The following is a 14,310-nucleotide window of genomic DNA, read 5'->3' as shown; positions in this document are numbered from 1 at the left end:
TGGGTTTCCGTAGGAAGTCGCAAACGCTTGGATTGAAGTGCTTACTGACTAAGCCGAAGCTGTTGCGCAAACCCGCCAAAAAACTTCACACCGCGTGTTCCACGTTCACCCACCAGCGTGTCCGGTAGCGCAATTGCACCGGCAGGGTCTGCGGCAGCACCGCCAGCAGTTTGTCCGTGTCCTCCAGGCGGAACACCCCGGACAGGCGCAGGTTGGCGATCTCCGTTGCGCAATTGAGCACACCCTGACGGTAGCGCCCGACCTCATTGATGAAATCGCCGAGGCGCATATTGCGCGTGACGATCAAACCGTCGACCCACGCGCCGACGTCCATATCCGGTACCGGCACCGGGCGAATCTGCAGGTGGTCGATGCGGTAGCTCTGGCCGGCGACGGCTTCGACCGAGTGGCCACCGGAAACAATGGCAACGCGGCCGCTGGTCACAGTGAGCCGGCTGCAATCGTTGTCCTCACGCAGAATGAAGCGGGCGCCAATGGGCGCATACATAGCGTGACGGCTTTGCACGCGCAGCGGGCGATCGAACGGCGCGCCTTCATCGGCGCCGCCACAACTGACGATGATCTCGCCGCGAGTGAGTTTGATCAGGCGCTGCTGCGCCGTGTAATGCAGATCCACCGCGCTGGCGGTGTTGAGTTCGATGCGCGTGCCATCGGGTAATTGAAAACCGCGCTGCTCACCGGTCGCGGTGGCGTAATCGGCGCTCCACTGCCGCCAGGCGCCGCTGTCCTTGGCTAGCCACGCGGCGGAACCCATCAGTAATGCGCCTGAGAGCAACTTCAAGGCCTGCCGCCGGCCGAGACCTTGCGCACTGTTTTCCAGCGTGTTGAACGCCACCTGTGCGCCGGGCACCGCACGCAGGTTGCTGCTCAGTTCGGCTTGCAGCGACTGCACACGCTGCCAGGCCAGTTCGTGCTCATGATGTTCGGCCCGCCATTGTTCGCACTGGCGGCTCAGACGCGGATTGCCGTGGTTGTTGCGCAAGCGCAGCAGCCAGTGAATGGCTTGTTTGACCACTTGCGGTGGCGGCTCGGCGCGGCGGCCAAGTGCAGCGTTGTCCAGCGGCATCAGTGCGCGTACCGCAAGACATAACAGTGATACAGCGCTTCGGCAACGTAGCGTTCCACCGAGCGCAACGACAGCCCCATCTGCTCGGCGATCTGCTTGTGGGTAAGACCTTCGCACTGCGCCAGCAGAAAGGCCTGGCGTACCTTCGGTTTCAGTCCATCAAGCATGCGCGCGATGCTTTCCAGCAGTTCGATGATCAGCGCGCGGGCTTCGCTGCCGGGCGTTTCGGCTTCGGGCAAATGGGCAATGGTTTCCAGGTAGGCGCGTTCGATTTCTTCGCGGCGCCAGTGATCGATCACCAAGCCACGAGCGATGGTGCGCAGGAACGCGCGAGGGGCTTTGAGCTCCAGGCGTTCGCTGCGTTGCAGCAGGCGGACGAAGGTGTCCTGTGCCAGATCCGCCGCATCCGCTGCGTTGCCCAGCCGCATGCGCAGCCAGGTGTTGAGCCAGCCGTGATGACAACGATAAAGCGTCTGTACCGCAAACTCGGGGGAGGACATGAACGCGACAGCCTGGACGTCACAAATGATAATTAGTCGCATTGTCTTCAAGGGTCGCAAAATTTGCAACCGCTGCTCACGCAACGCTCGGAATAATCTTCCGTCAGCCGCTCTGGCCCGCCGTTCGGCGGGAATCCGATCCAAACCTCATCCTTTTCTGACCCAACCCTAAGATTTCTCCGACGTGTGCCGACAGACTGGTGAGACATGCGTGCACCAAAGTAGAGCGGCCGGAAGAACGCTGCCTGCGCTGTACATGGAATGTTGCATCCGGAACGCATCCCCACTTTTGGCATAAGAAGTCCCATAAAATGAATCTAAAGTTCAGCCACAAAATTCTGCTGGCCGCCTCGGGCGTCGTGGTCCTGGCGTTCGCGCTGTTCACGCTCTACAACGACTATCTGCAGCGAAGCACCATTCGCCAGAACCTTCAGTCCTCCGTTCAGCAGGCCGGTGATCTGACCGCCAGCAGCGTGCAGAACTGGATGAGCGGGCGGATTCTGGTGCTGGAAAACCTCGCGCAGAACGTCGCCCATCAGGGCAAGGACGCCGATCTGCCGGGGCTGGTCGATCAGCCGGCCTTCACTTCGAATTTCCAGTTCACCTATGTTGGCCAGGCCAACGGTGTGTTTACCCAACGCCCGGACGCGAAGATGCCGGACGGCTACGATCCGCGTCAGCGTCCCTGGTACAAGCAAGCGGTGGTCGCGGATAAAACCATGCTGACCCCGCCGTACATGGCTGCGGTCGGCGGGCTGGTAGTGACCATCGCCATGCCGGTGAAGAAGAACGGTGAATTGCTCGGCGTGGTCGGTGGCGACCTGAGCCTGGAAACCCTGGTGAAGATCATCAACTCGGTGGACTTCGGTGGCCTCGGCCATGCGTTCCTGGTCAGCGCTGACGGTCAGGTGATCGTCAGCCCGGACAAGGATCAGGTCATGAAGAACCTGAAAGACATCTACCCGAACACCAGCGTGCGCATCGAGAAGGGCAACCAGAACGTCGTACTCAATGGCGAGGAGCGGATTCTGTCGTTCACCCCGGTCAGCGACCTGCCGAATGCGCAGTGGTACATCGGTCTGTCGATCGATCACGACAAAGCCTACGCGGCGCTCAGCCAATTCCGTACCTCGGCGCTGATCGCGATGTTTGTCGCCGTGGCCGCGATTGCGTTGCTGTTGAGCCTGTTGATCAACGTCTTGATGCGACCGCTGACCACGATGGGCCGTGCAATGCAGGACATCGCTCAGGGCGAAGGCGATCTGACTCGCCGTCTGTCGGTAGAAAGCAAAGACGAATTCGGCGAACTGGGCAGTGCCTTCAACCAGTTCGTTGAACGGATTCACGCATCGATTTCCGAAGTGTCTTCGGCCACCCGTCATGTGCACGACCTGTCGCAACGGGTCATGGCGTCGTCGAACGCGTCGATCGTCGGCTCTGACGAACAAAGCGCGCGCACCAACAGCGTCGCGGCGGCCATCAATCAATTGGGCGCCGCCACCCAGGAGATCGCCCGCAACGCTGCCGATGCTTCGCAACACGCCAGCGGCGCCAGCGAGCAGGCCGACGACGGACGTCAGGTAGTCGAGCAGACCATTCAGGCGATGACCGAGCTGTCGCAGAAGATCAGCCTGTCGTGTACCCAGATCGAAACCCTCAATGCGAGCACCGACAACATCGGCCACATTCTCGATGTGATCAAAGGCATCTCGCAGCAGACCAACCTGCTGGCACTCAACGCCGCGATCGAAGCGGCGCGGGCCGGCGAGGCCGGGCGTGGTTTTGCGGTCGTCGCGGACGAGGTGCGCAATCTGGCTCATCGCACCCAGGAATCGGCGGAAGAAATCCACAAGATGATCACCTCGCTGCAGGTCGGCTCGCGTGAGGCGGTGACTACGATGAACGCCAGTCAGGCGTCCAGCGAGCAAAGCGTGGAGGTGGCCAATCAGGCCGGTCTGCGCCTGGTCAGCGTGACCCAGCGCATCGGTGAAATCGACGGCATGAACCAGTCGGTGGCCGCGGCTACGGAAGAGCAGACCGCGGTAGTGGAAACCCTCAATATCGACGTTAACCAGATCAACCTGTTGAACCAGCAGAGCGTGGCCAACCTCAACGAGACGTTGAAGGATTGTGATGCGTTGTCGCAGCAGGCCAACCGGTTGAAGCAGTTGGTGGACAGCTTCAAGATCTGATAGCGGTTCGTCAGACCGCGTTATCGTTCAATCGCGGGCAAGCCCGCTCCCACAGGAATTTCGGCGAACACTTTATTTGTGGACGACTCGAATCCTGTGGGAGCTGACTTGCCAGCGATAGCGGTGGTGCATTCACCGCCAGACTCAACTCTTAAACAAACAGCTTCAGCACATTCCCCATCGCATCATCGGCAAACCCCTGCACAAAATCCCTGAACCCCGGCAACGCTTCCTCCCCTCCCGACGCCGGCTCGGCGATGATCGTCCACGTCGCCCGGGATTGCCCGTCGCCCAGCGTCTCGACATTCATCGCCGCCCACAGGTTGGCCACGCCTAAGGTGTTGTAGATCGTCGTCCAGGTCATGCTCCGCGCCTGCTCATCGCGGGAGTTGAGTTGCTCGACCACGACGTTGCCATCCTTGAAGACTTTCTTGCGCAGCGAGGACACGCCCTCGCCGGTCATTTCGATGTGCGACAGCGCCGGAATGAATCGCTCGAAAGCGCCAAAGTTGCCGACCACTGCCCAGACTTGCGCCGCGTCCGCCGGCACTCGCACCGAAGACACAACGTGGCAGCCGTGGGGGTTTTTGATCAGGGTGTCCGGTTGCAGATTGCTCATGGTGTTGCTCCTTTTTGGTGACGTCAGATGAAGTTGATCTGTTTCAGGTAGTCGCAGCCGCGGCGCAGCAGTGCCGGGGATTTTTGCGGGTAATGCGCGCCCATCTGTTGCACGCCGGCTTCAGCGTTGGCGTGGCCGATCAGGGAGATGTCGCCGATGTCTTCTTCAAAGCCGTTGAGGTAAAAACCGAGCACGCCGAACAGCGCGTTGTCGGCGTCGACCCGGCTCAATTGCTGTTGCCAGTCGGCGACGCTGACCAGCGAAAACTCGCTGCCGGTTTCGCGGAATGAAGCGACGTAGGCGTCCCAGCTCAGCGGCTCGGGGTTGTGCAGGTTGAACACCGCACGGTCGGGCGAATAACGGCTGGCATGGAAGGCGATGAAGCGAGCAAGGAAGTCCACCGGCATCAGATCGAAGTTCAGCGCGAAGGCCGGCACCTGACCGAGCTGGATCGAGCCTTTGAGCATCAGCATCAAACGGTTCTTGTGCGGCTGGCAGACGCCGCTCAGGCTGTTGAAACTGATGTTGCCGGGGCGATACACATTGACCCGCACGCCACGCTCGCGAGCCCGTTCGAGAATGCGCTCGCCAACCCACTTCGACAGGTTGTAGCCGTTGCGGATGTAGATCGGTGGCGTGGTCGCGGCCGGCAGTTCCAGCACCCGGCCTGCGTCGTCAACGGAGCTGGAAGCCGACAATGTCGAGACGAAGTTCAAGACCTTTTTGCTCTGCCCTTCGCACAGGCGCAGCAGGGCGAAGATCGGCTCGACGTTGTCCGCGGCCAGCGACTCATAATCGAGCACATGGTTGACGTTGGCAGCGTTGTGCACCAGCGCGCCGAACTCGCGATCGAGGCGCTGATAATCTTCGTCGCTCAAGCCCAATTGCGGGCGTGTGATGTCCGCCGCATAGACCCGCACGCGACTGAGATCCAGATGCTCCAGGCGATTCTCGCGCAACGCCTGGGCAAAGCGCTGCGCCGCTGTTTGCCCGCCACCGTCACGCACCAGACAGGCGACTTCGCTGGCGCCCCAACCGAGCAGCGCCTCGACAATATGCACGCCGACAAAGCTGTTGGCGCCGGTGACGATGATCTTGTGCACATCGCCCATGCGGCTGATCGGTAACGCTTGGATATCCAGCGCGCGTTCCGCGTCAGCCATGGCCTGAGCGCTGAGCACGGCGCTGTCATCGGTACCGCGTACCAGGGTCGCAAGCTTGGTGATGGTCGGCTGTTCGATGAAGCGATTGATCGAAATGCTGCGGCCGAATTCTTCACGCAAGCGCAGCAACATTCGCGACAACAGGATCGAATGGCCGCCCAGATTGAAGAAGCTTTCATCGGTGGAAATATCGCTGCCTGGCAGCTCCAGCAACTCGGCCCAGATTTCCAGCAGCAGCGCTTCGTCAGCATTCGCGGGCAGGCATTTAGGGCCGCTGTCCTGCACACTGACCGGCAGCTCCAGCAGGGCCTTGCGGTCGACCTTGCCGTTGCTGGCGAAGGGCATGCCGGGGAGTTCGCTCCACGCCACCGGTTGCATGTAGTCCGGTAGAAATTGTCGGGCGTGAGCCTTCAGTTCGTCGCGAGCAGCGGCCGATTGCGGCTGGGCGAGAAAGGCCAGAATCCTGCGCTGGCTGTCGATCACCACGGCGACTTGCCGGTACAGCTGACTCTCGCGCAGACAACGCTCGATCTCCTCCGGCTCGACCCGGAAACCGCGGATCTTCACCTGATTGTCGCGCCGCCCGCACAGCTCGATACCGTGCTCGCCCCACCGCGCCATGTCGCCAGTGCGGTAGGCGCGCAGTGTTTGGCCGTCTGGCAGGTTCAGGCGCAGATAGCGCTCGGCCGTCTGCTGCGGATTGTTCAGGTAACCGAGACAGACACCGGGGCCGACGATGAACAATTCGCCAACGGTGTTCTCCGCCACCGGTTGCAAATCGTCATCGAGAATCAGCACCTGGCTGTTGGCGATCGGCGCGCCGAGGCTGCGGTTGCTGTCGCCCGGTTGCAGTTGCCGTGCGGTGATCAGCACCGTGGCTTCGGTCGGGCCGTAGAGGTTGTGAAGGGTGCCCTGACGGGTCAGCTGCTCAATCACGAACGGCTCGCAGACATCGCCGCCGGTCATCACCTGTACGCCTTCGAGTTGCTTCAGCGGCAGAATGCTCAACAGCGCTGGCGGCAGGAAGGCGTGAGTCAATTGCCGGCGCCGGATCAGCGCCACCAGTTGCAGTGGATCGCGCCGTTGCGTGTCGTCGGGCACCACCAGTTCGGCGCCGCTGAGCAGGGTCGCAAAGATGTCGATCAGCGACGAATCGAAGCTCAGCGAGGAGAACTGCAGCGCGCGACTTTCGGCCTGCAACTGTGCGTAATCGGCGTACCACGCCGTGAAATGTGCCAGGTTGGCCTGGCTGAGCAGCACACCCTTCGGATGCCCGGTGGTTCCGGAGGTGTAGAGCGCCATGCACGGTGCGTCGAGTTCGGGGCGCTTGCGCATCAATGGCAGATCGAGATCCGCTGCGCCGCTGTCGATGAGGCTGACGTCCAGTCCCGCCAGGCTTGCGCTGAGCGGATGCGCGCCGTCATGCAGCAACAGCAGCGCACCGGCGTTTTGCACAATGTATTGCTGGCGCTGCAACGGATGACTCGGCTCAAGCGGCAAATACACCGCGCCGCTGCCGAGGATCGCCAAAATCGCGGCATACAGCTCGGGGCTTTTCGGCAGGCAGACGCCAACGATCCACGGCTGCGGATGCGGCTCCAGCAACGTTTGCAAACGCTGCTGAATCGCTCGGCTGTGGGCGTGCAACTGGCGATAGCTGATGGAGCGCTCGCCGAGGTGTAGCGCCGGCCGTTCGGCGTGCTGAATCAGGCTCTGTTGCAGGCGCTCGATAACGCTGACCTGGGCCTGTTCCAGCAGCGCTGCATTCGCCGTGTCGTTGCGTCGATGGACGTAAGCCAGGCTGTCGAGAAAGCGCAGGTTTTCCAGGCGCTCGAAATCCGGCGCGTTCAGGCTGGCGAGCTGTTGCAGGTATTCGCCGTCGCGGGACAGGCGGCTGACCAGCAGCGCCACTTCATCGACCACCTGCGCCAGGACTCGGTGGCGCAGCGCTTGCCCATTGCCTGACGGCTCATCGCCGATCGGCACGCGGCTGATCAGTGAGGAGCCGCGAAAGCACAGCAGGTCGAGGATCGGCAAACCGGCGTGACTCGCACCGACGCCCAGACGCAAGTGCAGGTGCGGGATGGCGCAGCGATCGCCGGCGCCAATGAAGCCATCGTCGATGATCAGATCCACCGGCGCTTGCGCGGCAGCACTGCGTTGCACCGCGTGACCGTGTTGTTCAAGTTCCAGCGCCAGATCGGTCATGGCCTGGCTGGCGCCAATCAGCAAAATGTCGAGACGTTTCATGAAGACCTCCTTGTCACACCAGATAGTTGCGCAGGGCGTGCTGCACGCAGGGTGCGTCGAGCAGCGAGCTGTTGTGGAAAAACCTGACGATGTTGCCCACCAGCGGGTGATGGCGATTGATCGGGAAGGCCAGGCCGGCCATTTCCTCGCGAAGCGCACAGCGCGTGGCTTCGCTGACCGACAGCGCATCGATCAGGCGCAGGTCGAAAGATTTCTGGATGTCGTTGGTCAGGTAGTGGCCGATGAACACCGGGAGAATCTGCGCGATGGTTTCGCGGTCGGCTTCGTTCGCGGTGTGCCAGTAGATGCGCACCATGCGCGCCCAGAAGCTCGAATGGCGACCCTCGTCGAGCAAGTGATCAGCCATCAGCCCTTTGATTGACGGTTTGACCGAGTCGTCGCGGGCGAACGCAGCGACATCGCCGGTCACGGTGTTCTCCGCGATGGCCACGCAAATCAGTTCCACGGCGCTGCGCAAATGCTCCGGCGCCAACGCCACGGCGGCGGGAATTGCCCGGCTCAACTCGATCTGATCGGGTAGCTGGATCGGTTCGATGCCGGTCATGGCCACCGTTTGCTGCATGAAATCCATCGCCACCAGCGCGTGGTAATCCTCATCGACCACCACGGTCATGGCGTCGTAACGACAGGCGAAAGGGAATGCCACGGCGAAGCGATTCTTGGCGATGCTGCGCGCGGTCTTGTCGACGATCTCCGTCTCGAAAATCACCACATCGTTGATGAACTTGTACAGCGTCTGCACCAAGGCGAAATCACGCTGCTGCGGGCATTCGCGCAGGAAGGTTTCGCTGAGTACCAGCGGTTGTCGGCTGAGCGGATAGATCAGGCGCTCATCGTCTTCCAGCACCCGGCGCGGGCGGGTGCGAATGGTCGCGCGCTGTTCCCAGGCGTCAGCAAAGGATTGATAGTCGGCGGCGTTCATTGGGCCACCTCCGCCAACGGTTCGCGCATGCTCAGGCGCAGGCCGTCCCACAAAGCGATGCGGCTTTCCACGGCGGCGACGGCGCTGGCATAGACCTCGGTTTCGCGTTGCGGGTCGCCGTCGACCAGGCGCTGAAGCAGGTGCTCGGCCGCCGGGCCGTGGTCTTCGGAGTCGACCTCGATATGCCGCTGCAGGTAGTAGCGAAAGGTCGGCGCCTGCTCGATGCCGATGCCCCAGTCATCAAGAATGCGCTGGAACATGCACGGGATTACGCTTTCGCGGCCGTGCAGAAACGCCGCCGCCACGCTGTGTCCTGGCGCATGCAGCGCGGTGTGCAAGGTGTCGCGGACAAACTGCGCGGCGGCCGGGTCAACCTCGACGCTTCGCAGCGCGACGTCATAGCTCACGCCTTCCTGTTGCAGCGCGACGAAACGTTCGACCGCTGTGGTGCTGGCGCCGATTTCGCGCATGGCGTCCAGGTACAGCTCGAAGTGGCTGTAGTGCCCATCGACCAGGCGATCGTCCGACTCCTCGCCAAGCACGATTTCGTTGATCAGCCGGGCGGCTTGCGGATCACGCGGTGGTAACCAGGGCAATCGTGTGCAGGTCAGTTCCTGCTGCAGACGCTTGGTCAGCGACATGAAGTCCCACACGGCGAATACATGGGTTTCCATGAAACGCCGCAATATTGATAAAGAAGTGATCTCGGCAAAGATTGGGTGATTGCTGAGTTCGACTTTCTTCAAGGCGAGTTGGTGCTTGGAAGGCATGATGACGTCCTTAATCAGTGGGGTGAAATGGAACTTCTTATGCAATGGCGCAGTTAATGCTGCGCCGGGTTAGTTGTGTGTCTGTATCGTTTGAAGTTGGATGCCGGCAAACAAACTGCCCGGCGTATTTCTACGCAAAGTCCTGCTGTGCAAGCGTGCAGCCTGTGCGGTGCGCTACATCAGGGCGCCGCGTGCCGAAGTGAACACAGCCTTAACTTCGGCGAGGAAAAAACTAATACAGATGGCAAACATTTAACAAGTGCAATTTTAATTATTTTAAGTTTGCTGTTTTTCAAGTGTGAAGAGTTCCAATAAGACTTTCGTTAGAAGTTTTATTTGGGCGTAGTTGCTCCTTTCAGCCAATAACGGCCAAAATTGGATGACAAGAGTGAATGCCTCACTCGAAGCAACTTTTTACTGAACGAATGGTTTGATTGAGAGGGGACGAAAGTTGGCCGGGACCGGCGCCAGAACTTCCTTTTTCCCGTGACAAGGCTCCTTCCGTAGGTTCCTGTTGCGGGGACTGCACCGTCAGGTCGGCGCGTCCCCGTTCTGTATGGGGTGGCCGTTCAAGAGTGCGGGTAATTTGTCGCTACGGCTATGACCGATTCGTCGGTGCCAAGCCGTAAGGATTGGGCCGAGCGGTGCGGGAGAGGGCGAGCGGGTGCGCAGACTCGCCCGCCGCGGGGCGGGCGATCGCTTGGGGATTTGTAAGCGGGTGATTCGCGGGAGTTACGGTCTCAGCGGGCAACCGTACGGCTTTGCGCCGCGGGCGTGGCGAGGTAGCGGGTGATGACCTCGACACCGCGGTTGAGGTGCTGCTCCAGCAGTTCGATCGACAGCTTGATGTCGCGGTCGCGCACGGCTTGCAGCATCGCCCGGTGATCGTCCTGGGACAATTTGCCCAGGCCCATCGACTCAAGGTTGAAACGCAGGAAGCGCTCCTCTTCGTTGAGCCCGTCCTCGACCAGACGCAGCAAGCGTTTGTTCGGCGCTTTGCTGTACAGCGCCATGTGGAACAAACGGTTGAGCCGGCCGATTTCGGTGTAATCGTGTTGCGCTTCCAACTCTTCGATGTAGGCGGCTGCCAGGGCGTGATCGGCTTCGGTCAGCAGTGGGATCGACTGACGCATGGCTTCGGATTCGAGCAGGATGCGCAACTCATAGGTTTCGGTGGCATCGCCTTGAATCAACGGCGCGACCACTGCGCCTTTATGGGTGGTCACACTCAGCAGATCCTGGGCCTCGAGCTGGCGCAAGGCTTCGCGCACCGGCATGCGGCTGACACCGAACAGATCCGCCAGATCCTGCTGGCGCAGCGCCGTACCGCAGGGCAGACGTCCATCAAGAATCGCCGAGCGCAGGGTCTCTTCAATGACCGAACGGGCCAGATGCGCAGGAATCGGTCCGTCGACTTTAATGCTGTGCAGCGGTTTGGGCTTCTGTGTCACGACTACGCACCCTGTAGGTCGGTGATTTGGATCCAAATGACACTAGTGATTGCTCTACAGCTTGTCAAACCGTGTAGAAGAACGCGGTTACATTTACAGTTTAGCGTGCGCCGATGATCTCATGGTGCCATTGTTTTTTAGCCGGCTAAGCTTCAACATCGAACGCTTCCCCTTCCTGCCCTCTGGAACCCTGCTGTGGCGGTACGATTCGCGATCCCTCGGACGTTGCGCTGGCTATGCTGCGCACTGCTGCTGGCCGGCGTCATGCTGGGCGGTCTGCATGCCGATTGGGATTTTTCCGCGATCAGCCGCAAGGCCACAGCACTTTACGGACCGCTGGGCGCCGGTCAGCAACGCATCGATGCCTGGCAGAACCTGCTGGCGACGCAGCAGCAGGCCAGCGAAATGGACAAGCTGAAAGTGGTGAACCTGTTTTTCAACAAACAGGTGCGCTACGTCGAAGACATCGACCTCTGGCGGCAGGTCGATTATTGGGAAACCCCCATCGAAGCCTTGTGGAAGGGCGCCGGCGACTGCGAAGACTATGCAATCGCCAAATATTTCAGCCTGCGCCACCTCGGGGTGTCCAGTGACAAGCTGCGCATCACCTACGTCAAGGCACTGCGCCAGAACCGCGCGCACATGGTCCTGACTTACTATGCGACCCCCGATGCCATGCCGCTGGTGCTCGACAGCCTGATCGATCCAATCCAGCCGGCCTCGCAGCGGACTGATCTGCTGCCGGTCTACTCTTTCAATGCCGAGGGGCTGTATCTGCCGGGGGCCAAGGGCAATAAAAAGGTCGGCGACACCAAACGCCTGTCGCGCTGGCAGGATGTCTTGAAGAAAATGCAGGCCGAAGGTTTCCCGGTCGAGACGACTAATTAGGAGCACGCGCTCAGATGTCTTTGTTCAAACAGCTGTTGATCGCTATCTGTCTGTTCCTGGTGGTCGCCTTCACCGGCAGCTTCATGGTCAGTCTGGAAAGCTCGCGCACCCAGTACGTCAATCAGTTGCGTTCCCACGCGCAGGACGCCGCCACGGCGCTGGCCTTGTCGCTGACGCCGAATATCGATGACCCGGCGATGGTCGAGTTGTTGGTCAGCTCGATTTTCGACAGTGGTTATTACGCGAGCATTCGAGTGGTCGACGTGAAGACCGATCAAACCATCGTCGAGCGCAGCGGCATTCCCGCCGTGAGCAGTGTCCCGGACTGGTTCGTCAAACTCATCGGCCTGGAACCGGCCGGTGGCGATGCCTTGGTCAGCCGTGGCTGGGAGCAGGCGGCGCGGGTCGAGGTGGTCAGCCATCCGATGTTCGCTGTGGCCAAGCTGTGGCAGAGCGCGCTGGGCAGCCTCGGCTGGCTGTTGATCTGCGGTGCGCTGAGTGCGGTGCTCGGTGCGTTGCTGTTACGTCGGCAGTTGAAGCCGCTGGACTACATGGTCCAGCAATCACACGCCATCGCCCGGCGCGAATTCCTCAGCCTGCCGGAGTTGCCGCGCACCCCGGAGTTGCGCCGTGTGGTACAGGCGATGAATCAGATGGTCGAGAAACTCAAGGCGTTGTTTCAGGAGCAGGCCGAGCGCAGTGAAAAACTGCGCGCCGAGTCCTATCAGGACAACCTCACCGGGCTGGCCAACCGGCGTTATTTCGAGATGCAGCTCAATGACCGGGTGAGCAATCCGGAGCAGGCCAGTTCCGGTTATCTGCTGCTGTTGCGGGTCAAGGATCTGGCCGGCCTCAACCAGCGTCTCGGCGGCCAGCGCACCGATGAGCTGTTGAAAGCGGTGGGCGAGCAACTGTCGCGCGAATGCGCCAAATACCCGGAAACCCAGAACCTGATTACGCGGATTCGTGGCGGTGAATTTGCCGTGCTGGCGCCAGGCCTGGTCCGCGAAGAGGCGCTGCAACTGGCGCAAAACCTCGACAGCGCACTGAGCAGTCTGCACGCGACGGGCGCTACCGACGTCGCCGCAGTGGCTTCGATCGGTCTGGCGCCGTTCGCTTACGGGGATTCGCCGCAGCAGGTCCTGACCTTGGGTGATCAGGCGCTGGCGCAGGCCGAAGGGCAGGGCGAGCAGAACTGGGCATGCATCGAGCAAAGCCTGACCGCCGAGGTTGGCGATGATCACCACGCCTGGCATCGCTTGCTCGACCAGGCCTTGAATCAGCAGCGTTTCGAGCTGTATTTCCAACCGGTGGTGGCGGCGCAGGACACGCAACTGGTGCTGCATTACAAGGTGCTCTCGCGCCTGCTCGATGAGCAGGGCCAGACCATTCCGGCCGGGCGCTTTCTGCCGTGGCTGGAGCGTTTCGGCTGGACGGCGCGGCTCGATCGCTTGATGCTCGAGCGCGTGCTGGAGCAAATGCAAGAGCACGAAGATTCGCTGGCGCTGAATCTGTCTTCGGCGACCCTCGCGGATCCGCAGGCGCTGAACAAGGTCTTCGAGATTCTGCGCGCACATTCTAACCTCGGTCCGCGCCTGACCCTGGAAATCGGCGAAGAGCAGTTGCCTGAACAAGCGCTACTGGAACAACTGACCCGACGCCTGCGCGAATTGGGTTTCTCTTTGAGCCTGCAGCGCTTCGGCGGTCGCTTCAGCATGATCGGCAATCTGGCGCGGCTGGGCCTGGCGTACTTGAAGATCGATGGCAGCTACATTCGCGCGATTGATCAGGAGAGCGACAAGCGCCTGTTCATCGAAGCGATCCAGCGCGCGGCGCACAGCATCGATCTGCCGCTGATTGCCGAGCGGGTCGAGACCGAAGGGGAGCTGTCAGTGATTCGCGAGATGGGCTTGTATGGGGTGCAGGGGCAGTTGCTGGGTGAGCCGAAGCCCTGGGCTTGACCTGATCGTTCCCACGCTCTGCGTGGGAATGCAGCCCGTGACGCTCCGCGTCACAACGATGTTTGAGCGGTGTGGCTGGAACGCAGAGCGTCCCTTGATGCATTCCCACGCGGAGCGTGGGAACGATCACTACAGGGAAATCAGATCAACCCGCCCTCATCCTCATCGATCAACTGGCTCAACCCGCCCAGCGCCTCACGCGCCTGGTTGCGGTCCATCAGTTTGGCCTGCGCCGCGGGTGGCAGGTCAGTGACGCGGATCACGCCTTTCTGAGTCAGCACCTGAATCAGGTCGTCGAGTACCCGAATCATCTCGAAGTCGCTCTGCTTGAGCTGTTTGAGGCTGTTCTCCACGGCTTCGTTGGCGTACCACGCCTGGATTTCATGGTTGTCGGCCGGCAGGGTTTCCGTGGCTTCGGCGTACGCCGCAGCTTCCACGCGAATCAACTGGCCTTGCGCATCGCGTTGCACGTAAAACATTGAGCAT

The 14,310-nt window shown here is 61.0% G+C and carries 11 protein-coding genes; 3 read left to right on the top strand and 8 right to left on the bottom strand.

Annotated elements, in window-relative coordinates:
• Positions 1-85 precede the first annotated feature (85 nt).
• A complete protein-coding gene (locus J3P93_RS26845; RefSeq protein WP_434593750.1) occupies positions 86-1,087 on the bottom strand; it encodes a FecR domain-containing protein in 1,002 nt (333 codons plus the stop codon).
• Positions 1,087-1,587 (bottom strand): sigma-70 family RNA polymerase sigma factor, encoded by a 501-nt coding sequence (locus J3P93_RS26840; RefSeq protein WP_434593747.1) that lies wholly within the window; start codon positions 1,585-1,587, stop codon positions 1,087-1,089. Before J3P93_RS26840 ends, J3P93_RS26845 begins: the two co-directional genes overlap by 1 nt.
• Before the next feature lie 311 nt (positions 1,588-1,898).
• Between J3P93_RS26840 and J3P93_RS26835 the strand changes: the two genes are divergently transcribed.
• Positions 1,899-3,779 carry a methyl-accepting chemotaxis protein gene (locus tag J3P93_RS26835; RefSeq protein WP_434593745.1) on the top strand — a complete coding sequence of 627 codons (1,881 nt, stop codon included), beginning with the start codon at positions 1,899-1,901 and terminating at the stop codon, positions 3,777-3,779.
• A 151-nt stretch (positions 3,780-3,930) separates the two neighbouring features.
• Here J3P93_RS26835 and J3P93_RS26830 read toward each other — a convergent pair whose 3' ends face one another.
• The 5 genes from J3P93_RS26830 to J3P93_RS26810 form a co-directional block, all read right to left on the bottom strand.
• Positions 3,931-4,398, bottom strand: a complete 468-nt coding sequence (locus J3P93_RS26830; protein ID WP_434593742.1) for an SRPBCC family protein — start codon at positions 4,396-4,398, stop codon at positions 3,931-3,933.
• A gap of 23 nt (positions 4,399-4,421) precedes the next feature.
• Positions 4,422-7,811 carry an amino acid adenylation domain-containing protein gene (locus J3P93_RS26825; protein ID WP_434593740.1) on the bottom strand — a complete coding sequence of 1,130 codons (3,390 nt, stop codon included), beginning with the start codon at positions 7,809-7,811 and terminating at the stop codon, positions 4,422-4,424.
• Positions 7,812-7,824: 13 nt separating this feature from the next.
• The gene (locus tag J3P93_RS26820) at positions 7,825-8,754 is read right to left on the bottom strand and encodes a diiron oxygenase (protein WP_434593737.1); all 930 of its coding nucleotides are present in this window, start codon (positions 8,752-8,754) and stop codon (positions 7,825-7,827) included.
• A complete protein-coding gene (locus J3P93_RS26815; RefSeq protein WP_434593734.1) occupies positions 8,751-9,524 on the bottom strand; it encodes a DUF3050 domain-containing protein in 774 nt (257 codons plus the stop codon). Before J3P93_RS26815 ends, J3P93_RS26820 begins: the two co-directional genes overlap by 4 nt.
• Positions 9,525-10,264: 740 nt before the next feature.
• A complete protein-coding gene (locus J3P93_RS26810; protein ID WP_434593731.1) occupies positions 10,265-10,975 on the bottom strand; it encodes a GntR family transcriptional regulator in 711 nt (236 codons plus the stop codon).
• Between the two features lie 195 nt (positions 10,976-11,170).
• Between J3P93_RS26810 and lapG the strand changes: the two genes are divergently transcribed.
• Positions 11,171-11,863: a cysteine protease LapG gene (gene lapG, locus J3P93_RS26805; protein ID WP_434593729.1), complete on the top strand. Its 693-nt coding sequence runs from the start codon at positions 11,171-11,173 to the stop codon at positions 11,861-11,863.
• Between the two features lie 14 nt (positions 11,864-11,877).
• Positions 11,878-13,824, top strand: coding sequence for a cyclic di-GMP receptor LapD (gene lapD / locus J3P93_RS26800; RefSeq protein WP_434593727.1), 1,947 nt, complete (start codon positions 11,878-11,880; stop codon positions 13,822-13,824).
• Between the two features lie 140 nt (positions 13,825-13,964).
• Here the strand turns inward: lapD and J3P93_RS26795 are convergent, their stop codons facing one another.
• Complete coding sequence (locus J3P93_RS26795; protein ID WP_090288078.1) at positions 13,965-14,303, bottom strand: tryptophan synthase subunit beta; 339 nt, start codon at positions 14,301-14,303, stop codon at positions 13,965-13,967.
• Positions 14,304-14,310 lie beyond the last annotated feature (7 nt).

The organism is Pseudomonas sp. R3-57 (genome assembly GCF_051132065.1).
Classification (GTDB): Bacteria; Pseudomonadota; Gammaproteobacteria; order Pseudomonadales; family Pseudomonadaceae; genus Aquipseudomonas.
This window is presented reverse-complemented; position numbering and strand designations above follow the sequence as displayed.

What these genes read in the sequence shown, in the direction of transcription:
- J3P93_RS26840 (WP_434593747.1), bottom strand. Translation starts at nt 1,587, where the DNA reads ATGTCCTCCCCCGAGTTTGCGGTACAGACGCTTTATCGTTGTCATCAC.
- J3P93_RS26845 (WP_434593750.1), bottom strand. Translation starts at nt 1,087, where the DNA reads ATGCCGCTGGACAACGCTGCACTTGGCCGCCGCGCCGAGCCGCCACCG.
- J3P93_RS26835 (WP_434593745.1), top strand. Translation starts at nt 1,899, where the DNA reads ATGAATCTAAAGTTCAGCCACAAAATTCTGCTGGCCGCCTCGGGCGTC.
- J3P93_RS26830 (WP_434593742.1), bottom strand. Translation starts at nt 4,398, where the DNA reads ATGAGCAATCTGCAACCGGACACCCTGATCAAAAACCCCCACGGCTGC.
- lapD (WP_434593727.1), top strand. Translation starts at nt 11,878, where the DNA reads ATGTCTTTGTTCAAACAGCTGTTGATCGCTATCTGTCTGTTCCTGGTG.
- J3P93_RS26825 (WP_434593740.1), bottom strand. Translation starts at nt 7,811, where the DNA reads ATGAAACGTCTCGACATTTTGCTGATTGGCGCCAGCCAGGCCATGACC.
- J3P93_RS26815 (WP_434593734.1), bottom strand. Translation starts at nt 9,524, where the DNA reads ATGCCTTCCAAGCACCAACTCGCCTTGAAGAAAGTCGAACTCAGCAAT.
- J3P93_RS26795 (WP_090288078.1), bottom strand. Translation starts at nt 14,303, where the DNA reads ATGTTTTACGTGCAACGCGATGCGCAAGGCCAGTTGATTCGCGTGGAA.
- J3P93_RS26820 (WP_434593737.1), bottom strand. Translation starts at nt 8,754, where the DNA reads ATGAACGCCGCCGACTATCAATCCTTTGCTGACGCCTGGGAACAGCGC.